At 72.0% G+C, this 25,850-nt stretch carries 25 protein-coding genes; 12 read left to right on the forward strand and 13 right to left on the reverse strand.

Annotated elements, in window-relative coordinates; all coding sequences use genetic code 11:
- Positions 1 to 236: 236 nt before the first annotated feature.
- Together VKK44_RS24300 and VKK44_RS24305 are read right to left on the reverse strand one after the other, a co-directional pair.
- Positions 237 to 428 carry a DUF397 domain-containing protein gene (locus VKK44_RS24300; protein ID WP_343443517.1) on the reverse strand — a complete coding sequence of 64 codons (192 nt, stop codon included), beginning with the start codon at positions 426 to 428 and terminating at the stop codon, positions 237 to 239.
- A complete protein-coding gene (locus VKK44_RS24305; protein ID WP_343443518.1) occupies positions 425 to 1,192 on the reverse strand; it encodes a DUF5753 domain-containing protein in 768 nt (255 codons plus the stop codon). Before VKK44_RS24305 ends, VKK44_RS24300 begins: the two co-directional genes overlap by 4 nt.
- Before the next feature lie 197 nt (positions 1,193 to 1,389).
- On the opposite strand from VKK44_RS24305, the gene VKK44_RS24310 reads away from it, so the two are divergent.
- On the forward strand, positions 1,390 to 1,683 hold the full coding sequence (locus VKK44_RS24310) for a hypothetical protein (protein WP_343443519.1): 294 nt from the start codon (positions 1,390 to 1,392) through the stop codon (positions 1,681 to 1,683).
- Between the two features lie 225 nt (positions 1,684 to 1,908).
- On the opposite strand, the gene VKK44_RS24320 is transcribed toward VKK44_RS24310, so the two are convergent.
- Together VKK44_RS24320 and VKK44_RS24325 are read right to left on the reverse strand one after the other, a co-directional pair.
- Complete coding sequence (locus VKK44_RS24320) at positions 1,909 to 2,664, reverse strand: hypothetical protein (protein WP_343443521.1); 756 nt, start codon at positions 2,662 to 2,664, stop codon at positions 1,909 to 1,911.
- 221 nt (positions 2,665 to 2,885) lie between these two features.
- Entirely contained in the window at positions 2,886 to 3,011 is a 126-nt protein-coding gene (locus tag VKK44_RS24325; RefSeq protein ID WP_343443522.1) for a hypothetical protein, read from the reverse strand.
- A gap of 491 nt (positions 3,012 to 3,502) precedes the next feature.
- On the opposite strand from VKK44_RS24325, the gene VKK44_RS31050 reads away from it, so the two are divergent.
- Positions 3,503 to 3,715 carry a zinc finger domain-containing protein gene (locus VKK44_RS31050; RefSeq protein WP_458351565.1) on the forward strand — a complete coding sequence of 71 codons (213 nt, stop codon included), beginning with the start codon at positions 3,503 to 3,505 and terminating at the stop codon, positions 3,713 to 3,715.
- Positions 3,716 to 3,742: 27 nt separating this feature from the next.
- On the opposite strand, the gene VKK44_RS24330 is transcribed toward VKK44_RS31050, so the two are convergent.
- Positions 3,743 to 5,146: an NAD(P)H-quinone dehydrogenase gene (locus VKK44_RS24330; protein WP_343443523.1), complete on the reverse strand. Its 1,404-nt coding sequence runs from the start codon at positions 5,144 to 5,146 to the stop codon at positions 3,743 to 3,745.
- A gap of 106 nt (positions 5,147 to 5,252) precedes the next feature.
- Here VKK44_RS24330 and VKK44_RS24335 point away from each other — a divergent pair, with 106 nt between their 5' ends.
- Positions 5,253 to 5,708: a gamma-glutamylcyclotransferase gene (locus VKK44_RS24335; protein ID WP_091670050.1), complete on the forward strand. Its 456-nt coding sequence runs from the start codon at positions 5,253 to 5,255 to the stop codon at positions 5,706 to 5,708.
- Positions 5,709 to 5,782: 74 nt separating this feature from the next.
- On the opposite strand, the gene VKK44_RS24340 is transcribed toward VKK44_RS24335, so the two are convergent.
- Genes VKK44_RS24340 through VKK44_RS24355 form a run of 4 tightly spaced genes read right to left on the reverse strand, consistent with a single transcriptional unit; the run spans position 5,783 to position 9,234 of the window.
- Positions 5,783 to 6,745: a GNAT family N-acetyltransferase gene (locus VKK44_RS24340; protein WP_343443524.1), complete on the reverse strand. Its 963-nt coding sequence runs from the start codon at positions 6,743 to 6,745 to the stop codon at positions 5,783 to 5,785.
- A gap of 42 nt (positions 6,746 to 6,787) precedes the next feature.
- Entirely contained in the window at positions 6,788 to 7,534 is a 747-nt protein-coding gene (locus VKK44_RS24345) for an SCO6745 family protein (RefSeq protein WP_343443525.1), read from the reverse strand.
- Positions 7,535 to 7,574: 40 nt separating this feature from the next.
- Positions 7,575 to 8,609, reverse strand: coding sequence for a hypothetical protein (locus VKK44_RS24350; protein WP_343443526.1), 1,035 nt, complete (start codon positions 8,607 to 8,609; stop codon positions 7,575 to 7,577).
- Positions 8,602 to 9,234 (reverse strand): MBL fold metallo-hydrolase, encoded by a 633-nt coding sequence (locus VKK44_RS24355; RefSeq protein WP_343443527.1) that lies wholly within the window; start codon positions 9,232 to 9,234, stop codon positions 8,602 to 8,604. Before VKK44_RS24355 ends, VKK44_RS24350 begins: the two co-directional genes overlap by 8 nt.
- Positions 9,235 to 9,356: 122 nt before the next feature.
- Here VKK44_RS24355 and VKK44_RS24360 point away from each other — a divergent pair, with 122 nt between their 5' ends.
- Positions 9,357 to 10,316, forward strand: coding sequence for a DUF4349 domain-containing protein (locus tag VKK44_RS24360; RefSeq protein ID WP_343443528.1), 960 nt, complete (start codon positions 9,357 to 9,359; stop codon positions 10,314 to 10,316).
- Here the strand turns inward: VKK44_RS24360 and VKK44_RS24365 are convergent.
- Together VKK44_RS24365 and VKK44_RS24370 are read right to left on the reverse strand one after the other, a co-directional pair.
- Positions 10,273 to 11,532 carry an amidohydrolase gene (locus VKK44_RS24365; protein WP_343443529.1) on the reverse strand — a complete coding sequence of 420 codons (1,260 nt, stop codon included), beginning with the start codon at positions 11,530 to 11,532 and terminating at the stop codon, positions 10,273 to 10,275. The genes VKK44_RS24360 and VKK44_RS24365 overlap by 44 nt on opposite strands.
- Positions 11,533 to 12,016: 484 nt before the next feature.
- Complete coding sequence (locus VKK44_RS24370) at positions 12,017 to 13,600, reverse strand: acyl-CoA mutase large subunit family protein (protein WP_343443530.1); 1,584 nt, start codon at positions 13,598 to 13,600, stop codon at positions 12,017 to 12,019.
- 201 nt (positions 13,601 to 13,801) lie between these two features.
- Between VKK44_RS24370 and VKK44_RS24375 the strand changes: the two genes are divergently transcribed.
- Both VKK44_RS24375 and VKK44_RS24380 read left to right on the forward strand, forming a co-directional pair.
- Positions 13,802 to 15,805, forward strand: coding sequence for a serine/threonine-protein kinase (locus VKK44_RS24375; protein ID WP_343443531.1), 2,004 nt, complete (start codon positions 13,802 to 13,804; stop codon positions 15,803 to 15,805).
- 586 nt (positions 15,806 to 16,391) lie between these two features.
- On the forward strand, positions 16,392 to 18,056 hold the full coding sequence (locus VKK44_RS24380; RefSeq protein ID WP_343443532.1) for a phospho-sugar mutase: 1,665 nt from the start codon (positions 16,392 to 16,394) through the stop codon (positions 18,054 to 18,056).
- Positions 18,057 to 18,142: 86 nt separating this feature from the next.
- Here the strand turns inward: VKK44_RS24380 and VKK44_RS24385 are convergent, their stop codons facing one another.
- Both VKK44_RS24385 and upp read right to left on the reverse strand, forming a co-directional pair.
- A complete protein-coding gene (locus VKK44_RS24385; protein WP_343443533.1) occupies positions 18,143 to 18,817 on the reverse strand; it encodes a GOLPH3/VPS74 family protein in 675 nt (224 codons plus the stop codon).
- A gap of 148 nt (positions 18,818 to 18,965) precedes the next feature.
- A complete protein-coding gene (upp, locus tag VKK44_RS24390; RefSeq protein ID WP_343443534.1) occupies positions 18,966 to 19,598 on the reverse strand; it encodes a uracil phosphoribosyltransferase in 633 nt (210 codons plus the stop codon).
- Positions 19,599 to 19,733: 135 nt separating this feature from the next.
- Here upp and deoC point away from each other — a divergent pair, with 135 nt between their 5' ends.
- The 6 genes from deoC to VKK44_RS24420 all read left to right on the forward strand — a co-directional run bounded on the left by deoC (position 19,734) and on the right by VKK44_RS24420 (position 25,847).
- Complete coding sequence (gene deoC / locus VKK44_RS24395) at positions 19,734 to 20,693, forward strand: deoxyribose-phosphate aldolase (protein ID WP_343443535.1); 960 nt, start codon at positions 19,734 to 19,736, stop codon at positions 20,691 to 20,693.
- Positions 20,694 to 20,698: 5 nt separating this feature from the next.
- Positions 20,699 to 22,129: an aldehyde dehydrogenase family protein gene (locus VKK44_RS24400; protein ID WP_343443536.1), complete on the forward strand. Its 1,431-nt coding sequence runs from the start codon at positions 20,699 to 20,701 to the stop codon at positions 22,127 to 22,129.
- On the forward strand, positions 22,122 to 22,946 hold the full coding sequence (locus VKK44_RS24405; RefSeq protein WP_343443537.1) for an aldehyde dehydrogenase family protein: 825 nt from the start codon (positions 22,122 to 22,124) through the stop codon (positions 22,944 to 22,946). The genes VKK44_RS24400 and VKK44_RS24405 overlap by 8 nt, the downstream gene beginning before the upstream one ends.
- Before the next feature lie 153 nt (positions 22,947 to 23,099).
- A complete protein-coding gene (locus VKK44_RS24410; RefSeq protein ID WP_343443538.1) occupies positions 23,100 to 23,582 on the forward strand; it encodes a BlaI/MecI/CopY family transcriptional regulator in 483 nt (160 codons plus the stop codon).
- A gap of 9 nt (positions 23,583 to 23,591) precedes the next feature.
- Positions 23,592 to 24,497, forward strand: a complete 906-nt coding sequence (locus VKK44_RS24415) for a M56 family metallopeptidase (RefSeq protein WP_343443539.1) — start codon at positions 23,592 to 23,594, stop codon at positions 24,495 to 24,497.
- 102 nt (positions 24,498 to 24,599) lie between these two features.
- Positions 24,600 to 25,847: a cytochrome ubiquinol oxidase subunit I gene (locus VKK44_RS24420; protein ID WP_343443540.1), complete on the forward strand. Its 1,248-nt coding sequence runs from the start codon at positions 24,600 to 24,602 to the stop codon at positions 25,845 to 25,847.
- Positions 25,848 to 25,850 lie beyond the last annotated feature (3 nt).

The raw sequence follows: 25,850 nt of genomic DNA on the forward strand, positions 1-25,850 counted from the left end.
ACCCTCCCCGATTTTCAGAGGCCGGGGGACCGTCCCCCGCGCGCATCAGGACGGGTGTGCCGGCCTGCTTCTCGGAGAGTGGTTCGGGTTTCGTGTCGTGCGCCCGAGACACCATATCGGACGGCTATTCGCACGTTCGATTCAACAGGGCAGGATAGTGACAACTATTTCTCACGTGCCCAACGCCAAGCAGCCCCGGCACCCATCAGGATGCTGGGGCTGCGCTTGACCTGTGGTCAGGCCACGCCGATCTCCTTGGCAAGGTTGACGAAGCCCTGCCAGGATGCCGGCCCGAAGGCCAGGGTTCCGCCGTCACGGTCCTTGGTGTCCCGGACCAGGACCACGCCCGGGAGGTTGTCGGCGACCTCGACACACGAGCCACCGTTGTTGCCGCTCTTCGTGCTCTTGCGCCACTGCGCACCGGTCATGTCCATGATCCTGCCGCTTCTCTGATCAGGTCTAGGGACTGGTTGCGGGAGAGGGCTTCACCCCTGATGCGCTCCCACCTACGACTGAGGGTAGCAACGTCTGCAGCCTGATTTACGATCTGCGCCGGCCCCTGGCTGTCGACATGCGCGACATGCTCACCGCTGGGCAGCTCGGCGAGGATGAAGCCTCCGCCTAGCCCCGGATACATGCCTATGTCCCTGGGAACGATGTGCACCTGCACCGTGGGGAGGGCCGCGCAGCGGGCAAGGTGCTCGACCTGTTCCCGCATCAGCTCGCGGTCTCCATACGCGGACTGGTAGAGCACGCCACCGAAGACCACGGCGACGAACAAAGGTGGGCGCTCCCGACGCAGGATGGCTTGTCGCTCGATGCGGGAGGCGACCAACTCGTCTACCTCCGCTGGAGTCAGCGCCTCACCGGCAAGCGTCGCCCGTGCGTACGCCTCGGTCTGAAGCAGGCCAGGTATCCAGCAGTGCTCGAACCAGCGGAGCGCTACGGCCTCCCGCTCCCAGTCGACCCACTCGCGTAGCCACTGCGGCTCACGACGCTTCAGGACATCGGGCCATAGATCCTCAACGTCCCGGCCAAGGAGCATGGCCACCTGCGCGCGTCGACGTGGTTGCGGCACACGTCCCGGGGAGATCCAACGGGCTGCCGTCTTCGGGTCTACGCCGGTCTGAGCTGCAAGACTCTCGGCTGTCTCGCCAGCCTCAACCATCGCCGCCTGAAGTACATGGTTCATCCCGCCTCCTCTATGGACGTCCCAGATATCTCGGCACCATACATCAACGCTGTGTACTGATCCCGTAGCTCTCGGCAGGGTGATGGTTGAGCGGCGCTACCCGGTGGAGGCCCGATGCCAGGCGGGAGCGGTGCCCGGGGTCGCCCCCGTGGGCGAGCAACCAGGGGCGACCCCTTCCCAACGACAGAGGGGGAAGCGTGCCGGCAACTACTGGCCCGATCAAGGGCGGAGACGTCCTGCACCTGACCCGCGCCGCAAGCGTGCAGTTCGTTCGCCCGATCATCATCCGCGTCATCCGAGAGATTACGGACCGGCACTGCTATGACGGCTGGACATGGATCGAGGCTTACGAGCTGAACGCCATGGGCGAGGCGGTCGCCAAGCGGGAGCTATTCGTACAGCCGGCCGGACTCCGCTGGCTCACTGCCTCCGCTCCGGCATCACCCACCGGCCGCCGCCGGCCACGCGTCGCGGCGTCGGTGCCGGCATGAGCCGCGCCGGCCGCCCGCACCTGCCAGTGCGTCCGATCTGGCTCTGCAAGCGGTGTGCTCACCCGTGGCCATGCGCGGTCGCCCGCCTGGCCCTGGTCGCCGAGTACGGCGGAGATCGGGTGGGCATGTCGGTCTACCTGTGCGGGCAGCTCTACGAAGCAGCGATCGACCTGCACCGGCTCAACCCGAACGAGGCACCGCCACCGCAAGCGCTGTTCGCTCGGTTCATCGGTTGGAGTCGGGGGGGATTGCACGACCTTGAATCAGCCGTCGATCCGCCAGCGTGCTAACTGGATCAGAGGTGTTCCAACCGTCCTGTACTTGCGGCATCACCCTTATGCCATGGGGAGATAGCTGGCTCGCAATCTCAGTCCCGACCCGCTCGGGCCCCTGGTGAGTCGTAAGCGCCGCCCGCCGTTCGGCTAGATCGAGTCGGTGCGTTTGCCAGTTCATCACCAACTGGCAGAGCCGTTCGAGAGCGACCAAGCCACCAGCGACATATCCGGCCCACTTGACCTCGCCGAGCGAGGCTTCGAGCAGCACGTCAAGCGGACTGGCCATGGTCAGACGCCGGACCTGGATTCGCGCTCCCCTCTGCCGCATGAACAGGTGGTAGGCCTCGTCGGGACCGAGCGCTATCTCGCCTTCATCCGGACTGCCCAACGAGGGCACCGCCTCGTCGACGAGCATCCGGTCGCCGAGCCTGAAGCGCTCAGCATCGGCGAGGAGTTCCCGAGCCCGCTCGCCATCCTTGTCCTTCGTGTCAAGGATGGCCAGCTCAAGGCAGTAGGACCAGAGGACATCAAGATTCCGCAGGTAATCGCCCACCTCACGGAGGTCTGGTAGATCGCCGAAGTCAGCCACCAGATGGAAGCCGATGACGTCTTGCCGTCGGCCTCTACGCCTTAGCCGCCCCACCCTGCCCCCTAGCAACCACTCGACCAGCTCGCTTGCAGAGCCTTGAGTGTTGGCCTCGCTCATGGCCGTGATTGAAACACAACCCAGCAGGGCGAGGGAGTATGCCGCCGGGGGGGCATGACCCTCTGCGCCCGATTCTCCCCACCGCCCAGTGATAGCAGCGGCCATCTTGCCACCGTGTAGGAGTGATCAGGACGCCTATCGACCCTGTATCCCTGGCGGCGTAGGGGCTCGTCCCCGGATTATGCGGTGCCACGGCTTCAGGGTCGATAGGCGCACTTCGATCAACTCTTCGTCGGTTCGTCGTCCGGGGCGGTGGCCATCCAGAGCACGTGATGGAACAGCGAGAGCCGGTCACCGAAGATGCGGGCGTGCGCCCGGTCGAATCGGGCGTGGCAGCTACGGCACATCGGCGAGTAGTGGGCGGGATTCGGGCTAAACGCCTTGCCCTGCTCTCTGCCGTCGCCATCGCGCAGGACGTCGGGGTCAGCGTGGGAGTACGCCCACTGCTCGGCCTGCTTCCCGCACCGGCAGCGGTGGGCGGTGGCGCTGCCCTTGACCTTGTGTTGACCAGCTTGTGTGCTGAGTCGTAGTCGGTCGGCTGCTCTCGCCGGACCCTGGGATCGGGATGCCGGCCGCGGTCGGCGCAGTTGACGAGCAGGCCGCGAGCGAGGTTCTGAAGCCCTACCCGCTTGTCGTTGCCGCAGTCGCATCGGCAGAGCACGTACTGAGTGCCGCTGGCCCAGCCCCGCGCCGCCGCCTCCGCGACGGTCAGGTAGGTGATGCCCTCGATGGTGTGCACTGGTCGTCTCCTCCCTTGCCCGCAGACGGGCACAGCAAGAAGGAGACAGCCGAGCGGCTACCCCCTGATGGGTGATGGGATGGGCCTACATCCCAGTTGATGGCCAAGAGGATTGACCGCAATAGTCTGTCGGAGGCTTTCCCACACCCCAACGTGATCGTGAAGAGGGTCAGCGAGCCCTGCCCGACGTGCGGCGTGTCTGCCGGAGAACGGTGCGTCGGTAAGTCCGGCCCGATGAGGGGCTTTCATACCGCTCGGATACAGATGACAGGATCGCCGATTCCTTTGATCGCGCAGTGGTGGTGGCCGTAGCGACAACCGCGACCGCTCCCTCAGGCGTCACTCCAGCTCGTGCAGCATGAGCTGGCGGGCGGCCTCGGTGATCGAGCCGGACAGGCTCGGGTAGATGGTGATGGTCTGGGCCAGCTCGTTGACGGTGAGGTTGTTCTCCACCGCCATGGTGATCGGCAGGATCAGCTCGCTGGCCTTCGGCGCCACCACCACGCCGCCGATCACCTGACCGCTGGCCGGCCGGCAGAACAGCTTCACGAAGCCGTCGGCCAGGTCGTCCATCTTCGCCCGGGCGTTGCCGGACAGCGGCAGCATCACCTGGCGGGCCGGGGTCTTGCCGGCGTCCACCTCGTCCTGCGACACCCCGACGGTGGCCAGCTCCGGGTCGGTGAAGACGTTCGCCGCGACGGTACGCAGGCGCAGCGGTCGCACCGCCTCGCCCAGCGCGTGCCACATCGCGATCCGGCCCTGCATCGCCGCGACGCTGGCCAGCGGCAGCACGCCGGTGCAGTCGCCGGCCGCGTAGACGCCCGGCACGTTGGTGCGGGAGACCCGGTCGACCGTGACGTAGCCGCCCCGGGCCAGCTCGACGCCGTATTCCGCCAGGCCCAGGTCGGCGGTGTTCGGGATCGAGCCGACCGCGATCAGCGCGTGCGAGCCGGAGACCTGCCGGCCGTCGGAGAGCACCACCTCCACGCCGTCGCCGACCCGGCGGACCGCCTCGGCCCGGGAGTTGTTGAGGATGCTCATGCCCCGGTTGCGGAAGACCCGCTCGATCGCCATCGCGGCGTCGGCGTCCTCGTGCGGCATCACCCGGTCCCGGCTGGAGACCAGCGTGACCTGGACGCCCATGGCCAGGTAGGCGCTGGCGAACTCGGCGCCGGTGACGCCGGAGCCGACCACGATCAGGTGCTCGGGCAGCTCGGGCAGGTCGTACACCTGGCGCCAGGTCAGGATGCGCTCGCCGTCGGGCAGCGCGGTGGGGAGCTGGCGCGGGGTCGCGCCGGTGGCGACCAGCACGGTGGCGGCGTCGATCGGGTACCGCGCCCCGCCGTCGGCGGGGGCGACGATCACCTGGTGGGTGTGCCCGAGCTTGTCCTCGCCGAGCCGCGCGGTCCCGGCGACGAACTCCACCCCGGCCTTGACCAGCTTGGCGTGGATGTCGGCGGACTGGGCCAGGGCGAGCCGCTTGACCCGCTCGTGCACCGCCGGGGCGTCGACCGTGACCGCCTCCAGGCCGTCGGAGTGCACCCCGAACTCCTCGGTGTCCCGGTAGCCGGTGACCACTTCCGAGCTGGCGATGAAGGTCTTCGAGGGTACGCAGTCGGAGAGCACGCAGGCGCCGCCGGCGCCCTCCGCCTCGACCACTGTGACATCGGCGTCCAGCTGGGCGGCGACCAGCGCCGCCTCGTACCCGGCCGGTCCACCGCCGATGATCACGATCTGGCTCACGGAGCCATCCTTTCGTCCGTGCTCACAGTGACTTTCTTCTCCCCGTCGTGTCCGACACGCACCGTCGTATTCTCCCCCACCCGCAGACCGGGCTATCGTCATCGCCGTGCGTCTCTACGCCGCTTACGGCTCAAACCTGGACCCCGCTCGCATGCGCGCCTACTGCCCGCATTCGCCGATGGTGGGCACCGGCTGGCTGGAGGGGTGGCGGCTCACCTTCGCGGGCGAGGACGTCATCGGCTGGGAGGGCTCGGTCAGCACCGTGGTCGAGTCCCCGGGCGACCGGGTCTTCGTGGCGCTCTACGACATCCACCCGTACGACGCCGCCCAGCTCGACGAGATCGAGGGCGTGACCGCCGGGACGTACCGCAAGCTGACCGTCCGCGTCTCGACGCTGGACGGGGACGTGACCGCGTGGGTCTACGTCTTCGACGGCTACGAGGGCGGCCTGCCGACGTCGTGGTACCTGTCGGAGATCGCGAACGCGGCGGAGAAGGCGGGCGCGCCGGACGACTACGTCACCGAGCTGCGGTCCCGCCCCACCGGCACAGCGTCCGCGTAGCGCGTCTCCCACCCCGACAGTGTGCGCCGGACGACTGGCCGGCCGCTCGGCGACCCCGGCACGGGGGTCCCGGGTCACACCCCCGGGGCGGTCACGCTCCGCTCGTACAGGTCGGTCCAGCGCTCCTCCACCAGTCCGACCGAGCGGTAGAGCGTGACCGGGGCGGTCGGGTTGGCCAGGTCCACGCCCAGCCCGGCCCGGACGCGCCCCTTGGCCGCGTAGACCGCGAAGGCCCGGCGCAGCAGCGCCGCACCCACCCCGCGCCGCCGGTGGGCCGGCAGCACGGACAGCGTCCGGACCCAGCCCGCGCCGTGCTCCACCGCCTGGTCGGAGGACTGCAACGCCCCGGCCGGCTCGCCGTCGACAGCGGCCACGAACCACTCGTCCCAGACCTTGCCGTACGCCGGGATCAGCTCCCGCCAGCGGGCGAAGTCGAGCGGCTCGTAGTCGAGCGTGTCGCGGAACGCGGTGTCGTGGATCCGGTGGAACAGCCGCAGGTCGGCCTCGTCGTCGGGGCGCAGCGGCCGGACCGTCACCCCGGCCGGCGGGGGCGGCTCGGCCGGCAGGTCGGCCAGCGGGCGACTCATCCGGACGTACCGCTTGACCCGGTGGAACCCGGCCTCGACCAGCTCGCCCGCCCAGCGGGTCTCCGGTGCGCACAAGCCGGTGCGCGCGGTCAGCGCGGGCACGCCGCGCTCGGCGGCCCGTTCGGCGACGCGGTCGAGCAGCCGGGCCAGCAGCGGGGCGCGCAGCTCGACGCCCCGGGCCGGATCGACGAACACGTCCACCCACTCCCGGCCCACGCCGGTCGGGTTGCTCAGGATCGACCAGGCGACCGCCGTCCCGGCCGGGTCGGTGACCAGCCAGGAGTCCCGGGCCGGGTCGACGAACGGCGCGGTCAGCGCGTCCCGCACGTCGTCGGCGTCGAAGTCCGGGTATCCCACGGCGAACGTGTCGGCGGCATGCACCACCGCCAGGATCGCGGGGACGTCGTCGAGCGTGGGGCGGCGGGCCGTCCAGCCGGCGGGGAGCGTCACGCGGCCGATCCTGGCAGCCGGGCCGACCGTCGCGCCTCCCAATTATCCGCCCCGGGCGTGCCGCCGCGCGGCGGTGAGCAGCTCGACCAGCTCCGTGCCGCCGGCCGGGCCGAGGGCGTGGAACGCCGGGGACACCAGGCGGTCGGTCACCGCCTCGGCCCAGATCCGGCGCCGCACCAGCGGCCCGATCGGCGGGTACGGCGGCGCCCACCCGCAGGCGGCGGCGCCCGCCTCCCCTTCCGGCCCGGCCAGCACCGCCTCCAGCGGGGTCAGCCCGGCGGCCCGCACCGCCAGCAGGTACGCCCCGGCGAAGTGCTCGCGCAGCAGCAGCAGGCCGACGGCCGCGCGGGCGCCGGCGGACGGCTCGGGCGCCGGCATCGGCATGGCCCGCCAGGCGGCGAAGAGCGGCATGGCGCTGCCGTCCGCCGCGTCGACGGCACGGCCGAGCAACCCGGCGAGCCGGGCCACGCCGGGTGCGTCGCCCAGCCGGGCCGTTCCCCACCGGCAGCACTCGGCCAGGTTGGCGGCGGCCACCTCCAGCGGCGGCACCGTCCGCGCCGAGGCGTCCCAGCCGTCCGCGACCGCCTCCGGGGCGATGAAGCCGAGCGTCGCGGCCACCGTCTCGGCGCGGACGTCACCGAGCGCGCCGGCCCGCCCGGTGATGTAGAAGGCCCACCCGGAGATGCCGAGCAGCCGGGCCCGGCGCAGCGTGGACGGGCATCGGGAGAACGCCTCGCCGAGTTCCAGCACCAGCGGCTTGCTGGCGGCCACGACCTGCTCGGGAGTCATCGGCGATCCGCCGTCCGTCCACCGTGGCCGTTCATCACGCTCAGTCTGCCCGGTCGTCACCGCGTTCGGCATCCCCCTCTTCGGCGTCGAGCGCCTCCAACACGGCCTCCACCTCGCCGGCACGCCGACGGGCGGCGGTGAGCGTCCGTTCCGCGCCCCGGCGGGCCAGCCGGGCCCGGCTCAGCTCCTGCTCGGCCACGGCCCGGCGGCGCTCCAACTCGGCCAGCTCGGTCTCGATCCGGTCCAGCGCCGCCACGCCGTCCCGTTCGGCCGTACCCGCCCCGGCCAGCTCCTGCTCGGCCCGGTCCAGGTCCGCGCGGGCCTTCGCCAGTTCCCGGGTCGCCGCCCGTCGCCGGGCGGCCCGCTCGGCCCGCGCCGCCCGCTCGTCGCGGGCCCGGCGCGCGTCGGCCCGCGCGGTCGCCCCGTCCGGTCCGCCGGACTTCCCGGCCCGGTCCGGTACGCCGGACTTCCCGGCCCCGTCCGGTACGCCGGACTTCCCGGCCCCGTCCGGTACGCCGGACCTCCCGGCCCGCTGCGGTACGCCGGTCTCCTCCTCGCCGCCGGTCACCAGCCGGAGCTGCGGGCGGGGCACCTCGCCGAACCCGGCGTAGTGGCTGGCCCGCAGCAGCCGGCCGGCGCGTACCTGTTCGGCCACCTCGATGTCGGAGAGCGCGGCGTTGAGCGTCGCCTCCACCTCGCCCAGCGGCAGCTTCCCGGCCGGCGGCGCGGCGGGTTCGGCGGCGGCCAGCTTGCGTACCTCGGCGACCAGCGCGCCCACGACGGCGCGCCGCTGGGCGGAGAGTTCCCGCAGCTTGCCGCCGCGCAGGTCGCGTTGTGCGGCGCGGAGCGAGTCGGCGAGCCGGGCCAGGTCGGCGACCAGCTCGGGTCGCCGGATCGCGAGCAGGTTGACCAGCCAGGCCGCGACCGTGGGCCGGCGCAGTCGGCCGATCTCCCGGGCGGTACGCGGATCGCCCGCCTGGCGCGCCTGCGCGACGGCGGCGTCCCGGGCCGCGACGAACCGGTCCGGCGGCGTGGCGTAGAGCTGCCGGACCACCTCGGCCGGAACGTCAGGCATCGATCCGGGTGCCCGGCTCCAGACGGCGGTAGTCGGTGCCGGACATGGCCGTGTACTGCCGGTCCAGCAGGCCGAGGCCGTTGGCGTTGAGCAGCCCGTCGTGCAGCGCGTACGCGCGGCGGGGGGCGACCGCGCGGACGAAGTCGAGCACCTCGGAGAACTTCGACCAGGGCGCGTGGATCGGGGCGAACAGCGTGTCCACCTGGACGTCGTCGGGGGCGACCAGCGCGTCGCCCGGGTGGTAGACCGTGTCGCCGAGGAGGTAGCCCAGGTTCTGGATCACCGGGATGTCCGGGTGGATGACCGCGTGCTGGCCCCCGTACGCGCGCACCGGCACGCCCGCGGCGGTGAACGACTCGCCCGGCGTGACCACCACGAGCGCCTCGGCGGCGTCGCCGAGGACCCCGGCGAGCGAGGCGGGCCCGTGCACCGGCACCGCCCGCCGCGCCAGCGCCCGGGTCAGCGCGGCGACGTCCACATGGTCCGGATGCTCGTGGGTGACCAGCACCGCGTCCGCGCCGTCCAGCGCCTCGGACGCGTCGCTGAAGACACCGGGGTCGACGACCAGCACTGCCCCGTCGTGCTCCAGCCGGAGACAGGAGTGGGCGTACTTGGTGAGCCGCATCGTGACTCCTCCAATATCGAATCGTGACGTCCTCAGCGCAGTCTGCCGGAACCGGCGCGACCTCGCGTCGCGTCCGAGGTATCGGTCCCGGCTGGCGGGGCCGTCGACGATCGGAGCGGGGAATGGGCGGACGACGACTCCGGGGCGGGTCCCTGGTGGCGGTGGGCCTGGTCGCGGTGCTGGCGGTGGGGGCGTGCAGCGCGGGCGGGGACAGCGGCGGCGACTCGGCGGCGCGGGCGCCGCAGGCGGCCGAGGGCGGCGCGGATCGCGACCAGGCGGCGCCGGGCGGGACCGGCGGCGCCGACCTGCGGGTGGACCAGCGGTCGATCATCTACACCGGAACGATGCAGGTGCGGGTGGACGACGTGGACCGCGCGGCGCGGGAGGCGACCGGGGCGGTGACCGCGGTCGGCGGCTTCGTCGGCGGCGACCGGCGGTCGAGTTCGTCGGCGGACGCCCGGGCGGTGCTGACGCTGCGGGTGCCGGCGGACAGGTTCGCCGGTGTGATCGACCAGCTCGCCGGCTACGGCCGGCAGGAGCGCCGGGAGATCCGCACCGAGGACGTCACCGAGCAGGTGGTCGACCTGGACGCCCGGATCGCCACCCAGCGGGCCCGGGTGGAGAGCGCCCGCAAGCTGCTCGCCCAGGCGAGTTCTGTGGATCAGCTCGTCACGTTGGAGAACGAGGTGGGCACCCGGCAGGCGGATCTGGCCGCGTTGGAGGCGCGCAAGCGCCGGCTGGCCGACCTGACCGCGCTCTCCACCATCACCGTGACGTTCCTCGGTCGGGACGCCAGCACCGCCGAGGAGGGTGCCGACCTCGGCTTCCTCTCCGGGCTGGGCGGCGGTTGGGCGGTGTTCCTCACCTCGGTACGCGTGCTGCTCACCGTGCTCGGCGCCGTGCTGCCGTTCGCGGTGGTGATCGGCGTACCGCTGTGGTTGCTGCTGCGGTGGCGGCGGCGGGTGCGGGCCCGGCGGACGCCGCCGCCCGGCCCGTACCCGGTGGGACCGCCGCCGGTCGGGCCGGGCGGCGGTCCGGTCAGCGCGCCGCCGCCAGTGCCCGCAGCGCGGTCTGGACCATGAGGCGTACGCCCGCCTCGATGGCGCGCTCGTCCACGTCGAAGGAGGCCCGGTGCAGGTCCACGTTGGGACCGTTCCGGCCGACGCCGAGGCGGGCGAGCGCGCCGGGCACGTGCTCCAGGTACCAGGAGAAGTCCTCGCCGCCCATGCTCTGCGGCGTCTCGGCGATGCCCTCCGGCCCGAGCGCCGACGCGGTGGCGGCGGTGAGCACGCCGATGGCCCCGGCGTCGTTGGTCACCGGCGGGCGACCGCGCAGGTATTCCAGGTCGACGGTGGCGCCGGTGGGGGCGAGCACGTCGCGCACCACCTGGGCCACGATCTTGGGGGCCTGCTCCCAGGTCTCCCGGTCCATCACCCGCAGCGTGCCGGCGGCGGACGCCTCGGAGGGGATGACGTTGTAGCGGGTGCCGGCGGAGGCGTGGCCGAACACCAGCAGCAGCCCGCTGTTGGCCGGCACCCGGCGACTGATCAGCGTCGGCACCTCGGTGACCAGCCGGCCGAGCGCGTCGACCAGGTCGACGGTCAGGTGCGGCCGGGCGGTGTGCCCGCCCGGCCCGGTGAGCCGGACGGTGACGTTGTCGGCGGCGGCGGTGATCGGGCCGACCCGCAGGCCGACCTTGCCGACCGGCAGGTTCGGGTCGCAGTGCAGCGCGAAGATCTGCACCACGTCGTCGAGGCCGCCGGCCTCGATGACCTCCAGCGAGCCGCAGGGCAGGATCTCCTCGGCCGGCTGGAAGATGAGCCGCACCCGGCCGTCGAGCTGGCCGAGGTCGGCGAGCTGGGCGAGCAGCATGCCGACGCCGAGCAGCACGGCGGTGTGCACGTCGTGGCCGCAGGCGTGGCAGACGCCGTCCACCGTCGAGCGGTACGGCACGTCCTTCGGGTCGCTGAGCGGCAGCGCGTCGATGTCGGCGCGGAGCGCGACCACCGGCCCGTCGGGGCGGCCGTCGATGTCGCAGATGACGCCGTTGCCCTTCGGCAGCAGGCGCGGGCTCAACCCGGCGAGGGAGAGTTCCCGGTGCACCAGGGCGGCCGTCTCGAACTCCTCGCCCGACAGTTCCGGGTGGGAGTGGATGTGACGGCGGGTCGCGATGAGACCGGGTACCCGCAGCGCGAGCAGATGGTCGAGCTCGAAGGGCAGGGGCTGGGAACCGGTCGGCGCCTCGGGCCGGGACGACGCCAGCGGGCCGCCCGAGGGCAGCGTCAACGCACTCGTCACGTCGAATTCTCGATCACTTGAGAGGGATGGATCATCGGGCAGAACAGCAGACAGCCTAGACCCCCGACGGTGACGCTGCGCAACGTCTTTCTGGTAGCGGTCGGACCGCGCAGCGTCACGAATGCCCTGGTGGGAGCGCTCGAATATCTGCGGGACAGCAGGTAGATCGCGGTCGGACGCCGTCATCTGCCCCCCACCTCCTACAACGCGTAACCGATTCATCGATTACCAAAAGCCGAGTGGTCGTTCCGAATTGTCGCATTAGTCGCGGCAATTAACTGCCACTCCGACAATTGCCCGACAACCGTCGGCTGCCGGGCGACTCCCGACGGTGACATGGCCGTCCGCTCACCGACCGCACATGCTGTCCGTCCCGTTCACCCGATCGGGTTACCCGCATTCGGAAATCGCACACCCGCCCCGGACGCGACGGCGGCCCGCGCCGGGCACCGGGTGCCTCGGCGGGGCCGCCGTCGGGGACGTCTCAGAACCGGTCACTCGGCCGGTGGATGCCCCACACGCCGCGCAGCGTCCCGCAGACCTCGCCCACCGTGGCCCGGGCCCGCAGCGCCTCCTTCATCGGATAGAGCACGTTGGCGTCACCCTCGGCTGCGGCGCGCAGCTCGGTCAGCGCCCGCTCGACCGCTCCCGAGTCACGCTCCGTGCGCAGCTTGGCCAGCCGCTCCGCCTGGGCCGCCTCGATCGACGGGTCCACCCGCAGCGGCTCGTACGGCTCCTCCTCGTCGACCCGGAACCGGTTGAGCCCGACCACCACCCGCTCGCCCGCGTCGATCTCCTGGGCGATCCGGTACGCGGACTGCTCGATCTCCCGCTTCTGGAAGCCGGCCTCGATGGCGTCCACCGCCGAGCCGTGGTCGAACACCCGGTCCATCAGCTCGACGGCCGCCGCCTCCAGCTCGTCGGTCATCGCCTCGATCACGTACGACCCGGCGAACGGGTCGACCGTGGCGGTGAGATCCGTCTCGTACGCCAGCACCTGCTGGGTCCGCAGCGCCAGCCGGGCCGCCTTCTCGGTGGGCAGCGCGATCGCCTCGTCGAAGCTGTTGGTGTGCAGCGACTGGGTGCCGCCGAGCACCGCGCCCAGACCCTGCACCGCCACCCGGACCAGGTTGACCTCCGGCTGCTGCGCGGTGAGCTGCACGCCGGCGGTCTGGGTGTGGAACCGCAGCATCATCGACTTCGGGTTCTTCGCGCCGAAGTCGTCGCGCATCAGCCGGGCCCAGATGCGGCGGGCCGCGCGGAACTTGGCGATCTCCTCCAGCAGCGTGGTGCGGGCCACGAAGAAGAACGACAGCCGGGGCGCGAAGTCGTCGACGGCCAGCCCGGCCGCGAGCGCCGCCCGGACGTACTCCACGCCGTTGGCCAGCGTGAACGCGATCTCCTGGGCGGGGGAGGCGCCGGCCTCGGCCATGTGGTAGCCGGAGATGGAGATGGTGTTCCACTTCGGCACCTCGGCCCGGCAGTAGGCGAAGGTGTCGGCGACCAGCCGCAGGGACGGCTTCGGCGGGAAGATGTACGTCCCCCGCGCGATGTACTCCTTGAGGATGTCGTTCTGGATGGTGCCGTTGAGCGCCGCGCCGGGCACCCCGGTCTCCTCCGCCACGAGCTGGTAGAGCAGCAGCAGCACCGAGCCGGGGGCGTTGATGGTCATCGAGGTGGAGACCTGGTCCAGCGGGATCCCGCCGAAGAGCGTGCGCATGTCCTCGATGGAGTCGATGGCGACGCCGACCTTGCCCACCTCGCCGTGCGCGATCGGGTCGTCCGAGTCGTACCCCATCTGGGTGGGCAGGTCGAACGCGACCGACAGGCCCATCGTGCCGGCCCGCAGGAGCTGGTGGTAGCGCGCGTTGCTCTCGGTGGCGGTGCCGAAGCCGGCGTACTGCCGCATGGTCCACGGCCGCGACGTGTACATCGTCGGGTAGACCCCGCGGGTGTACGGGTACTCGCCCGGCTCACCGAGTCGGGAGTCCAGGTCCGCCGGAAGGTCGGCCGCCGTGTAGACGCCCTTGATCGGGAAACCCGACTCGCTTGACCGCGCATCACTCATTACCGGATGGTAGGACGCGGTCGCCGCTCGGTGGGTGAGGGATACCGCACACCGGACCGGCGGCCCACCGGAGGTGAGTAGCTGGCCACATACCGTCGAGTAGGTAAACGCCCGCCGCGTCGGGTTTCGCATCGGGCGTCGGAACCAGCAAGATAGAGGGGTTGTGTCCCAGCCCCCTCGATATCCCCCGGTGGCTTTTCTGTGACTCAGATTCCGACGTGGAGCGGCGGACCGGCCAGTCCCCCCACTGGACGCGCGGCGCCCGGCACCACCATCGGTGGTCGCTACTCGCTGCGCTCCCCGGTGGGCAACGGCGGCATGGGCACGGTCTGGCGGGCCACAGACACACTTCTGCGCCGTGACGTGGCGGTCAAGGAGGTCGTCCTCCCGCCGGGGCTCGCCCCCAGCGACCGCGACGCGCTCTACGAACGGACGCTGCGCGAGGCGCGCGCCGCCGCCGCGATCCAGCACCCGGCCGTGGTGCAGGTCTACGACGTGGTCACCGAGGGTGGCCGGCCGTGGATCGTGATGGAGCTGCTGGACGCCCGCAGCCTGGCCGACATGGTGATCGAGGACGGGCCGGTCGCGCCGCGCGCGGTCGCCAAGATCGGCATCGCGCTGCTCGGCGCGCTGGAGGTGGCCCACGCCCTCAGCGTCCTGCACCGCGACGTCAAGCCGGCGAACGTGCTGATCTGCTCCGACGGCCGCTGCGTGCTCACCGACTTCGGCGTCGCCCGGATGCCCACCGACGTGCAGCTCACCACGCCCGGGATGGTGCTCGGCTCGCCGCACTTCATCTCCCCCGAGCGGGCCATGGGCCAGGAGTTCGGCCCGCCCAGTGACCTGTTCTCGCTCGGCGTGACGCTCTACACCGCGGTCGAGGGCCGACCCCCGTTCGACAAGGGCGACCCGATCGAGACCATGCACGCCGTGGTCGAGGACCCGCCCGCCACGCCGCAGCGCAGCGGCCCGCTCACCGGCGTGCTGATGGGCCTGCTGGAGAAGGACCCGGCCCGCCGGCTGGACGTGCACCGGGCCCGCGCCATGCTGCGCGAGCTGCTCGCCGGCCCGCTGACCAGCACCGCCACCGCGGTCAACTCGGTCACCGACCCGTACGCGGTGGTGCCGGTGCCGCGCCCGACCACGCCGCCGCCGGCCGCGCCGGAGCCGAAGCCGAGCGGGCAGATCGGCGGCCGGGCGATGATCGGCCCGAGCGAGTCGCTCACCGACCGGCTCGCCGCGCTGCGGCGCGGGGAGCGGCCCACCGCGAAGCCGGCGACCGGCGCCGCGGCGCTCGACGAGACCAGCGCCGACGCGCTCGCCGGCCCGCTGCACACCCCCACCGGCGCGATGTCCGGGCCGGACGCGCCCGAGGCCACCCAGCGCATCTCGTCGGACCCGACCGTCCGGCTGGGCCCGGGCACGGACGCCACGCAGCACATCCCCACCGGCACGCCGGCCACCTACGGCGGCAGCGCCGACGCCACCCAGCCGGTGTACGGCGGTGGCGCGAAGTGGTCGGTGCCGGGCACCGGCCAGCCATGGACCACGCCGGCCACCGCGCCGGCCGGGGGCGGTGGCACGCCCGGCGGCGCGAAGAGCCTGCTCGGCCGCGTGAAGGCGTGGCCCCGCAAGGTGCAGCTCGCCGCCGGCGGCCTGGCGGTGGTGCTGCTTGTTAGCGTGATCGCGCTGACCAGTGGCGGCGACGACGCGCCGCCCGCGATCGTCGGCACGCTGCCGTCGAACTCGGCCGCTGCCCCGCCGGAGATGCAGGAAGTCTCGGCCAAGGGCGTCCGCGTCATGGTGCCGAAGGGCTGGAACAAGGCGACCGGGCAGTCATTCGTCGACTTTGTCGACCCCCAGGACGAGGGTCGTAAGGTGCGGATCATCGCCGAGAAGTGGCGAGGAACGCCGACCAGGTGGGCCGAGAGCGCGCAGAACTTCCTTCGCTCAAAGAGTACTAACTGCGCGAAGCCGTACCAGGAAATTGCTCTGACCGAGAAGGAGATCGCCGGCAGACCCGGCGTGCAGTTCGAGTACACCTGCGGGGACGGCGACGGAAAGCGCCATGGCATCTGGCAAGCCGCGCTGAGCGACGGGAAGATGTACTCGTTCTATTTGTCCTCGACCGAGGCGAATTTCGCCGAGAGTAAGCCCATCTTCAATGAAATGAGCAAAAGCTTTCAGATCGCAGGCGATGGGTAAGACCAAGCGGGAAAATAGTTTCGGAATTTTACACCGACACCATCATTCTCCGCCTCGGATGATCAGCACGGGCTGTCTGCACCAACGCCGCTCAGGTACAAGTCTGACATCCACCCCTCAGGGCTACCTGTGCCAAAGAAGGAAACATAGGACCAAGTGGAGGACGAGGAGCTGCCCCTCGTGACCGTATCCCCATACGTCCAGCAATGCGGGGTCATATACGTGCCGGCAGCCAGTCGCTCCACCAAGCCGCAACTCGTGTGCGGGCCAGTGCGAATGGCGACGCTATCTCCAGTAACCGTTAACGGGCCGTTGTGGGATGCCACGCGATGGGAGTGACTACACGAGGCAGAAGCCGGTGAAGAGAAGGCCAGAGAAACACCCGCCGTAGCAACAACCAAAATGGTTACGCTTACTGACGCACCGAACCGGGATTTGCGCAGACTCCACACAGTATCCTCCTATACCGCCACGAGGTGGCTTGAACACCAAGACTACAGACGAAATCAATTGAGGGCAATGAATACTTCTGACTCGGAGCCGCAGCTCTGACCATCACCCCTTCGCTATGTGCTATCAAGAGGCCATGGCGGCGGACACCACTGACCTTGACGACCTGCGCGGCCGAGCCGAGCGCTGGCTCGCCGACGACCCCGACCCGGCGGACCGGGACGAGCTGCGCGCCGTCCTCGACGGGCTGCCCGGCACGGCCCCCGAGCTGGCCGACCGGTTTGCCGGCCCGCTGACGTTCGGCACCGCCGGGCTGCGCGGCCCGCTGCGCGCCGGGCCCAACGGGATGAACCTCGCCGTGGTCACCCAGGCCGCCGCCGGGCTGGTCGGCTGGCTCGCCGCCCAGGGCGGCGAGGGCCCGCTGGTCATCGGGTACGACGCCCGGCGCGGCTCGCGTGCGTTCGCCGAGCGCACCGCACAGGTGGCCACCGGCGCGGGCCGGCCGGCGCTGCTGCTGCCCCGCCCGCTGCCCACGCCGGTGCTGGCGTTCGCGGTGCGGCAGCTCGGCGCCGTCGCCGGCGTGATGGTCACCGCCAGCCACAACCCGCCGCAGGACAACGGCTACAAGGTGTACCTGGGCGCGCAGCTCGGCGGTGAACTGGGCGCGGGGGCGCAGATCGTGCCGCCGGCCGACGCCGGCATCGAGGCCGCCATCCGGGCGGTCGGCCCGCTCGCCCGGGTGCCGCTCGGCCCGGCCGGCCAGGTGCTCGGCGACGACCTGGTCGCCGCGTACGTGGACCGGGCCGCGGCGGTGGTGGACCCGGCCGGGCCGCGGGACCTGAAGGTCGCGTACACGCCGTTGCACGGGGTGGGCGCGGTGGTGCTGACCGCCGCGTTCACGCGGGCCGGCTTCGGCGTGCCCGGCGTGGTGCCCGAGCAGGCGGAACCGGACCCCGCGTTCCCGACCGTGAGCTTCCCCAACCCGGAGGAGCCGGGCGCGGTGGACCTGCTGGTCGCGCTCGCCAAGCGCACCGGCGCGGACCTGGCGATCGCCAACGACCCGGACGCGGACCGGTGCGCGGTGGCCGTCCGCGAAGCCGGCTCCTGGCGGATGCTGCGCGGCGACGAGGTGGGCGCGCTGCTCGCCGACCACCTGATGCGGCGCGGGGTGACCGGTCTGTACGCCACCACCATCGTCTCGTCGACGCTGCTGCGGGCGATGGCCGAGGCGCGCGGGCTGCCCTACGACGAGACGTTGACCGGGTTCAAGTGGATCGTCCGGGCCGGCGGCGGCCGGGAGCCGCTGGTGTACGGCTACGAGGAGGCGCTGGGCTACTGCGTCGCGCCGGGACACGTCCGGGACAAGGACGGCATCACCGCCGCGCTGACCGTCGCCGAGCTGGCCGCCGGGCTCAAGGCCCAGGGCCGGACGCTCACCGACCGGCTGGACGAGCTGGCCGCCGAGTTCGGCGTGCACCACACCGACCAGCTCTCGGTGCGGGTGGAGGACCTGCGGGTGATCGCGGACTCGATGGCGCGGATCCGGGCGGCCACCCCGACGTCGCTGCTCGGCCAGCCGGTCGCCGAGGCGTCCGACCTGCTCCCCGACGCGGACGTGGTGATCCTGCGCACCGACGCCGCCCGGGTGGTCATCCGGCCCTCCGGCACCGAGCCGAAGCTGAAGGCGTACCTGGAGGTGGTGGCGCCGGTGACCGACGGCGACGTCCCCGGGGCCCGGCAGCGCGCCCGCGCCGCCGTCACCGAGCTGCGCACCGAGATCGCCGCCGCGCTGGGCCTCTGACCGAGATGCAAGGAGGGGCCCCTTCTTGACCCCTGAGTGTGCGAAGGGGCCCCATCTATACCGGATGCGTTAACAGGGGTCCCTCCTTACCGCTTGCCGAGGGCGGCGTCGACCGCCTGGCCCAGGGCGGCGATCACCAGGCTCACCGAGGGGCGCACCACGCTGTCGTCCAGGCTCACCGTGCCGGAGAAGCCGGCGCCGGCCGCGATCTCCTCCAGGCGCTTGCCGGCGTCGTCGGCGGCGGCGCCGGTGAGCCCGAGCGCCGGTTCCATCCGCAGCACCGCGACCAGCGTGGCGAGCGCGGCGGTCCGCTCGTCCGGGAGCTGCCCGCTGGTCAGCGCGTCGGCCAGCCGCCGTCGGATGTCCGCCTCGACCGAGGCGTCCGCCACCGGGTAGCGGTGCACGTGGATGAAGCCCAGCTCGGTCTCGTCGACGTCGCGGACCACGCCCCGTTCGCAGAGGTCGCCGAGGATCCGGTCGCGCAGGCCGTGCCGCAGCCGCTGCACCCACGACGAGGGCGTGTGCGGCGTGTCCGCGGCGATCTTGGCGAGCACCGCGTCCGCGATCGGCTCGCCGGTCGGCGCGGGGTCGACCACCGCCAGGTTCCCGTCCGCGTACGCGATCCGGCCGGCCAGGGCCAGCTCGACCAGCACCGCCGCGGCCATGCCCAGGTCCAGGCTGATCCGGGGCATGGCGGCCTTGCCGGATTCGTCGTCATACGCGAGGAGGAGCAACTCCTCGGCGAGCGCAACACCAGTCATGGCCCGGAACGCTAGCGCCTCCCCGCACCCCCGCGCACCAACTCGCCGCCGTCGCGTCCCCTACCCGCCTGTTTCACGGAAAGCGGGCCTTTCCGAGGGGAATGAGCCCTCTTTCCGTGAATCAGCGACATCGAGGGGTGGGCGGGCGTCAGAAGCGGGGCATGCCGCCGAACTGGCGGTCGCCGGCGTCGCCGAGGCCGGGCACGATGAACATCCGGTCGTTCAGGCCCTCGTCGATGGACGCGGTGACCAGGCGCAGCGGCAGGCCGCTGCGCTCCAGCCGCGCGATGCCGACCGGGGCGGCCAGCACGCAGAGCACGGTGATGTCGGTGCAGCCACGGTCGGCGAGCAGCCGGCAGCAGTGCTCCAGCGAGCCGCCGGTGGCCAGCATCGGGTCGAGCACCAGCACCGGCAGGCCGCTGAGGTCCCGGGGCAGCGACTCCATGTACGCCCGCGGCTCGTACGTCTCCTCGTCGCGGGCCAGGCCCACGAAGCCCATCGACGACTCGGGCACCAGGGCGAGCGCGGCGTCGGCCATGCCGAGTCCGGCCCGCAGCACCGGCACGAGCAGCGGCGGGTTGGCCAGCCGGGTGCCCTCGGTGGCGGTGACCGGAGTCTGGATCGAGTACTTCTCGACGGGGAAGGAGCGCGCGGCCTCGTACACCAGCATGGTGGTGAGTTCGCGCAGCGCCGCCCGGAACGACGAGGAGTCGGTCCGGGCGTCCCGCATGGCGGTCAGCCGCGTCTGGGCGAGCGGATGGTCAATGACGTGTACGTCCACGATCGCTCAACCTACCGGTCCCCGACCCGGCGCAGGGCGGGTGCGGGCGGACCAGCGACGCCGCTCACGTGCGGCGCTCAGACCGCTCCGCAGTGACCAAGATCACTCGACTCGCGGGTGCGTACTATTCGGGGCATGACGGCGACAACGACGTCGGCCCGGTCGGACCTCTCCGAGCTGGGACGATCCGAGACCGCTCTGCGGACCTTCCTGCACGGCCTACCCGGCGTGGACCAGGTCGGCGCGGAGCAGCGGGCGGCCCAGCTCGGCACCCGCTCCATCAAGACCACGGCCAAGGCCGAGGCGATCGACCTGGCGATCCGGATGGTCGACCTGACCACGCTGGAGGGGGCCGACACCCCCGGCAAGGTGCGGGCGCTGGCAACCAAGGCGCTGCGGCCCGACCCGGCGGACCCGAGCTGCCCGCACGTCGGCGCGGTCTGCGTCTACCCCGCCATGGTCCCGTACGTGGCCGAGGTGCTGGTCGGCAGCGGCGTGCACCTGGCCAGCGTGGCGACCGCGTTCCCGTCCGGGCAGGCGCCGCTGGAGATCAAGCTCACCGACGTGCGGGCCGCCGTCGAGGCCGGCGCCGACGAGATCGACATGGTGATCAACCGGGGCGCGTTCCTGGCCGGGCGCTACCAGGAGGTCTACGACGAGATCGTGGCCACCAAGGCAGCCTGCGGGGACGCGCACCTCAAGGTGATCCTGGAGACCGGCGAGCTGGCCACCTACGACAACGTGCGCCGCGCCTCCTGGCTCGCCATGCTGGCCGGCGGCGACTTCATCAAGACCTCCACCGGCAAGGTCCCGGTCGCGGCCACGCTGCCGGTGACGCTGGTGATGCTGGAGGCGGTCCGCGACTTCCGGGCCGCCACCGGGCGGCAGGTCGGCGTCAAGCCGGCCGGCGGCATCAAGAACACCAAGGACGCGATCAAGTACCTGGTCATGGTCAACGAGACGGTCGGCGCCGACTGGCTCGACCCGGACTGGTTCCGGTTCGGCGCGTCCAGCCTGCTCAACGACCTGCTCATGCAGCGCACCAAGCTGACGACCGGCGTCTACGCCGGCCCCGACTACTTCACCCTGGACTGAACGCGATGTTCGAATACGCACCCGCCCCCGAGTCACGCTCGGTGGTCGACCTCAAGCCCTCGTACGGGCTCTTCGTCGACGGGACGTTCGTCGACCCGGCCGACGGCGGCAGCTTCAAGTCGATCAACCCGGCCTCCGAGGAGGTCCTGGCCGAGATCGCCGAGGCCGGCAGCGCGGACGTGGACCGCGCGGTCCGGGCCGCCCGGACGGCGTACGAGAAGGTCTGGGGTCCGATGCCGGGTCGGGACCGGGCGAAGTACCTGTTCCGGATCGCCCGGATCGTCCAGGAGCGCTCGCGCGAGCTGGCCGTGCTGGAGTCGCTGGACAACGGCAAGCCGATCAAGGAGTCGCGCGACGTCGACCTCCCGCTGGTCGCCGCGCACTTCTTCTACTACGCCGGCTGGGCGGACAAGCTGGAGCACGCCGGCTTCGGCCCGGACCCGAAGCCGCTCGGGGTGGCCGCCCAGGTCATACCGTGGAACTTCCCGCTGCTCATGCTGGCCTGGAAGATCGCCCCGGCGCTCGCCGCCGGCAACACGGTGGTGCTGAAGCCGGCCGAGACCACCCCGCTGACCGCGCTGCTGTTCGCGGAGATCTGCCAGCAGGCCGACCTGCCGCCCGGCGTGGTCAACATCGTCACCGGGGCCGGCGACACCGGCCGCGCGCTGGTCGAGCACCCGGGCGTGGACAAGGTCGCGTTCACCGGCTCCACCGAGGTCGGCAAGGCCATCGCCCGCGGCGTCGCCGGCACCCGCAAGAAGCTCACCCTGGAGCTGGGCGGCAAGGCCGCCAACATCGTCTTCGACGACGCCCCGGTCGACCAGGCGGTCGAGGGGATCGTCAACGGCATCTTCTTCAACCAGGGGCACGTCTGCTGCGCCGGGTCCCGGCTGCTGGTCCAGGAGTCGGTCGCCGAGCAGGTGCTGGAGTCGCTCAAGCGCCGGATGGCCCGGCTGCGGGTCGGTGACCCGCTGGACAAGAACACCGACGTCGGCGCGATCAACTCGGCCGAGCAGCTGGCGCGCATCCGCGAGCTGTCCGACGTCGGCGCCGCCGAGGGGGCCGAGCGCTGGTCGCCGCCGTGCGAGCTGCCCGACCGCGGGTTCTGGTTCGCGCCGACCATCTTCACCGGGGTCACCCAGGCGCACCGCATCGCCCGCGAGGAGATCTTCGGCCCGGTGCTGTCCGTGCTGACGTTCCGCACCCCGGCGGAGGCCGTCGAGAAGGCCAACAACACGCCGTACGGGCTGTCGGCCGGGATCTGGACCGACAAGGGTTCCCGGATCCTGTGGGTCGCCGACCGGCTGCGCGCCGGCGTGGTGTGGGCCAACACGTTCAACAAGTTCGACCCGACCTCACCGTTCGGCGGCTACAAGGAGTCGGGCTACGGTCGCGAGGGCGGCCGGCAGGGGCTGGAGGCGTACCTCAATGTCTGAGCGGGTCGCGGTACGCAAGACGTACAAGCTCTTCATCGGCGGGAAGTTCCCGCGCAGCGAGTCGGGACGGTCGTATCTCGTGCAGGACTCCAACGTGTCGCTGGCCTCCCGCAAGGACGCGCGGGACGCGGTGGTCGCCGCCCGGGCCGCCGTGAAGGGCTGGGCCGGGGCGACCGCGTACAACCGGGGTCAGATCCTCTACCGGGTCGCCGAGATGCTGGAGGGCCGGCGCGAGCAGTTCGTCGCGCTGGGCGTCCCGGCCGACGAGGTGGACGCGGCGATCGACCGCTGGGTCTGGTACGCCGGCTGGTCCGACAAGCTCCCGCAGGTCTACGGCGGCGCGAACCCGGTGGCCGGCCCGTACTTCAACCTCTCCGCGCCGGAGCCGACCGGCGTGGTCGCCGTGGTGGCCCCGGAGTCCCCGGCGCTGCTCGGCCTGGTGAGTGTGATCGCCCCGGCGATCGTCACGGGCAACACGGTGGTGGTGGCCGCCTCCCCGGCCGCGCCGCTGGCGGCGGTCACGCTGGCCGAGGTGCTGGCCACCTCCGACCTGCCGGGTGGTGTGGTGAACGTCCTCACCGGGAAGATCACCGAGACGGTGCCGACGCTCGCCGCGCACATGGACGTCAACGCGATCGACCTGACCGGTGTGGCGGATGCCGAGCTGGCGGCGGAGCTGGAGGTCAAGGCGGCGGAGAACCTCAAGCGGGTGCTCCGGCCGGCCCCGGCCGACCACGACTGGCACACCGATCCGGGCCTCACCCGGATGACCACTCTCCTGGAGACCAAGACCGTCTGGCACCCCAAGGGCGTCTGACCGCCACGTCACCCCAGCAAGATCCGCGCACTTTCACGGAAAGAGTGGCGATCCGCGCCTGGATGGCCACTCTTTCCGTGAATCAGGGGTGGGTGGGTGGGGCGGGGGTGACGGGGCGACGGGCGGGTCTACTACGGGGGGTAGGATTGACGGGTGACTCGGCTGGGGGACCTTGAGCGTGCGGTGATGGACGTGCTGTGGGACTCGGTCCCCGCCGCGTCGGACGGCGTGACGGTGCGCGAGGTCGCGGACGCGCTGGACGGGCGCGAGCTGGCCTACACGACGGTGATGACCGTGCTCGACCGGCTCGCCGGCAAGGGCATGGTGCAGCGCGAACGGGAGGGGCGGGCCTGGCGCTACCGGCCGGCCGCCACCCGGGAGGCGCACATCGCCCAGCTCATGCTCGACGCGCTCGACCTCGGTGGCAGCCGGGACGCGGCGTTGGTGCGCTTCGCCCGCTCGGTGACCGGGACGGAGGCGGACGTGCTCCGCTCCGCCCTCGCCGCCGAGGCCGGACTCGCCGAACCCGGACGCGCCGAACCCGACCAGGCCCGGTCCGCCGGGGCCGGGGTGAGCGGCCGGATCGAGGAGCCGCGGGCCACCGGGCCGGCGCTCGACGAGGCGACGGACCGGTAGGCGACCGCCGTGGCGTACGCCGTGCATTTCGCCGCGACCATCCTGGCCTGCTGGCTGACCGCGCAGGTCCTCGCCGCCGCGCGGTGGACGTGGCGCGCGCCGCGGGTGGCGATCGTCTGCTGGCAGGCGGTCGGGTTGGCGCTGGGGCTCTCCGCCATGGGGCTGCCGATGGCGGTGGGGCTCGCCGCCTACGACCGGCCGACCGGGAGCGCGCTGCTGGCGCTCGGCGACGACCTGGCCCACGGCACGCTGCCGGCCGGCGTGGGCGCGGTGCACCTCAGCCTGGTCGGGGTCGGCTTCGGCATCGGCGCGGTGCTGGTCACCACCACCGTGCGGGCCGTGCACGGCGCGGTCCGCGCCCAGCGCCGGCACCGGGAGCTGCTGAGCCTGGTCGCCCGGCGCGATCCGACGGTGCCCGGCGCGCTGGTGCTCGACCATCCGAGCGCGGCGGCGTACTGCCTGCCCGGGGTGCGTCCCCGCGTGGTGGTGAGCGCCGGCACTGTCGACCTGCTGGCTCCGGCCGAGCTGGCGGCGGTGCTCACCCACGAGCGTGCGCACGCCCAGGAGCGGCACGACCTGGTGCTGCTGCCGTTCACCGCGCTGTGCCGGGCGCTGCCCTGGTTCCGCTGGGTGCGCGACGCGCACGCGCGGGTGGCGCTGCTGGTCGAGATGCGCGCCGACGACAAGGCCCGCGAGTTGCACGCGGACGAGCCGCTGGCCGGCGCGCTGCGTCGGTTCGCCGCCGCCGGGCACCGGGTGACGCCGGCCGGCACGCTCGGCATCGGTGACCGCGATCTCGACGTACGGGTGCAGCGTCTGCTGGTCGCGGACCGCCCGCCCCGGGTGCTGGGGGCCACCGCGCTGGCCGTCGCCGCGACGCTCGTCGCGTTGCCGGTTTCCCTGTTCCTGAGCTGATCCGCCCTCGGCGGGTCACCGGGACCTCACCGGACCCTATAGGTAGTCAGTCTACGTGTAGGGTGGCTACGACAAGCGAGCCAACCCGTGGGAGAACGCGCCATGGACCCCCTGCTCCTCGCCCGCCTCCAGTTCGCCACCACCACCTCGATCCACTTCCTCTTCGTGGTGGTCACGCTCGGTCTGGTCACCCTGCTGGTCGGACTCCAGACCGCCGGCTACCTCACCGGCAAGCCGGTCTACGAGCGGCTGACCCGGTTCTGGGGCCAGCTCTACGTGATCAACTACGTGCTCGGCATCGCCACCGGGATCGTCATGGAGTTCCAGTTCGGGCTGAACTGGAGCGGCCTGTCGCGCTACGTGGGCAACGTGTTCGGTGCGCCGCTGGCCATCGAGACGCTCGTCGCGTTCTTCCTGGAGTCCACGTTCCTCGGGATGTGGATCTTCGGCTGGCACCGGCTGCGGCGCGGTGTGCACCTGGCGCTGCTCTGGGGCGTCGCGCTGACCGCGTACGCCTCGGCGTTCTGGATCATGGTGGCGAACGCCTGGCTCCAGCACCCGGTCGGCTACGAGGTACGCGACGGCGTGGCCCACCTCACCGACTTCGGCGCGCTGGTGACCAACCCCACGTTCGGCTTCGCGTTCGGTCACGTGGTGTCCGCGAGCCTGGTCACCGGTGGCCTGCTGATGGCCGCGGTCAGCGCGTGGCACCTGCTCCGGCGTACCCCCGACTTCGTGCTGTTCCGCACCTCGCTGCGGCTCGGGCTGGTCACCGCGGCGCTCGCGGTGACCGCGTTGCAGGGCTTCGGCTTCGCCCAGTTCGGCCCGGTCGGTCAGCTCCAGCCCACCAAGTTCGGCGGCGGCCCGGACCGGGACGCGCTGGTCGCCGACTGGACCGCCCGGTTCGGCCCGGGTGACTGGGAGCCGCCGGTGTTGTCCAGCGTCGGCCTCGGCTTCATGATCCTGATCGGCTTCGCGCTGGGCTGCGTCTGGCTGCTGCTGCCGCTGCTCTGGCGCGACTGGATCATCCGGCTGAGGTTCCCGCTGTGGCTGGTCCTGCTCGGCCTGCCGCTGCCGTTCGTCGCGGTGCTGCTCGGCTGGATCGCCCGGGAGGTGGGCCGCCAGCCCTGGGTGGCGTACGGGCTGCTGCCCACCGAGCGGGCCGTCTCGCCGGTGTCGCCGGGGCTGATGCTCGCCTCGCTGCTCGGGTTCGGCCTGCTGCTCGGCGCGCTCGCGGTCACCAACTGGGCGCTGATGGCCCGGCACGCCGCCCGGGGCGCGCTCGACCCGGCCCTGGGCCGCCCGCCCGCACCCGACCCCGACGCCCACCACCAGCCCGTGTTCGCCTGAGGA

The organism is Micromonospora sp. DSM 45708, from assembly GCF_039566955.1.
Classification (GTDB): Bacteria; Actinomycetota; Actinomycetes; order Mycobacteriales; family Micromonosporaceae; genus Micromonospora.

Excerpts from the sequence above, each read along its gene's own strand:
- VKK44_RS24320 (WP_343443521.1), bottom strand. The coding sequence starts at position 2,664 with ATGAGCGAGGCCAACACTCAAGGCTCTGCAAGCGAGCTGGTCGAGTGG.
- deoC (WP_343443535.1), top strand. The coding sequence starts at position 19,734 with ATGACGGCGACAACGACGTCGGCCCGGTCGGACCTCTCCGAGCTGGGA.
- VKK44_RS24345 (WP_343443525.1), bottom strand. The coding sequence starts at position 7,534 with ATGACTCCCGAGCAGGTCGTGGCCGCCAGCAAGCCGCTGGTGCTGGAA.
- VKK44_RS24405 (WP_343443537.1), top strand. The coding sequence starts at position 22,122 with ATGTCTGAGCGGGTCGCGGTACGCAAGACGTACAAGCTCTTCATCGGC.
- VKK44_RS31050 (WP_458351565.1), top strand. The coding sequence starts at position 3,503 with ATGGCCAAGAGGATTGACCGCAATAGTCTGTCGGAGGCTTTCCCACAC.
- VKK44_RS24380 (WP_343443532.1), top strand. The coding sequence starts at position 16,392 with ATGGCGGCGGACACCACTGACCTTGACGACCTGCGCGGCCGAGCCGAG.
- VKK44_RS24400 (WP_343443536.1), top strand. The coding sequence starts at position 20,699 with ATGTTCGAATACGCACCCGCCCCCGAGTCACGCTCGGTGGTCGACCTC.
- VKK44_RS24325 (WP_343443522.1), bottom strand. The coding sequence starts at position 3,011 with ATGTGCCGTAGCTGCCACGCCCGATTCGACCGGGCGCACGCCCGCATC.
- VKK44_RS24305 (WP_343443518.1), bottom strand. The coding sequence starts at position 1,192 with ATGAACCATGTACTTCAGGCGGCGATGGTTGAGGCTGGCGAGACAGCC.
- VKK44_RS24420 (WP_343443540.1), top strand. The coding sequence starts at position 24,600 with ATGGACCCCCTGCTCCTCGCCCGCCTCCAGTTCGCCACCACCACCTCG.
- VKK44_RS24370 (WP_343443530.1), bottom strand. The coding sequence starts at position 13,600 with ATGAGTGATGCGCGGTCAAGCGAGTCGGGTTTCCCGATCAAGGGCGTC.
- VKK44_RS24385 (WP_343443533.1), bottom strand. The coding sequence starts at position 18,817 with ATGACTGGTGTTGCGCTCGCCGAGGAGTTGCTCCTCCTCGCGTATGAC.
- VKK44_RS24300 (WP_343443517.1), bottom strand. The coding sequence starts at position 428 with ATGACCGGTGCGCAGTGGCGCAAGAGCACGAAGAGCGGCAACAACGGT.
- VKK44_RS24355 (WP_343443527.1), bottom strand. The coding sequence starts at position 9,234 with ATGCGGCTCACCAAGTACGCCCACTCCTGTCTCCGGCTGGAGCACGAC.
- VKK44_RS24350 (WP_343443526.1), bottom strand. The coding sequence starts at position 8,609 with ATGCCTGACGTTCCGGCCGAGGTGGTCCGGCAGCTCTACGCCACGCCG.
- VKK44_RS24360 (WP_343443528.1), top strand. The coding sequence starts at position 9,357 with ATGGGCGGACGACGACTCCGGGGCGGGTCCCTGGTGGCGGTGGGCCTG.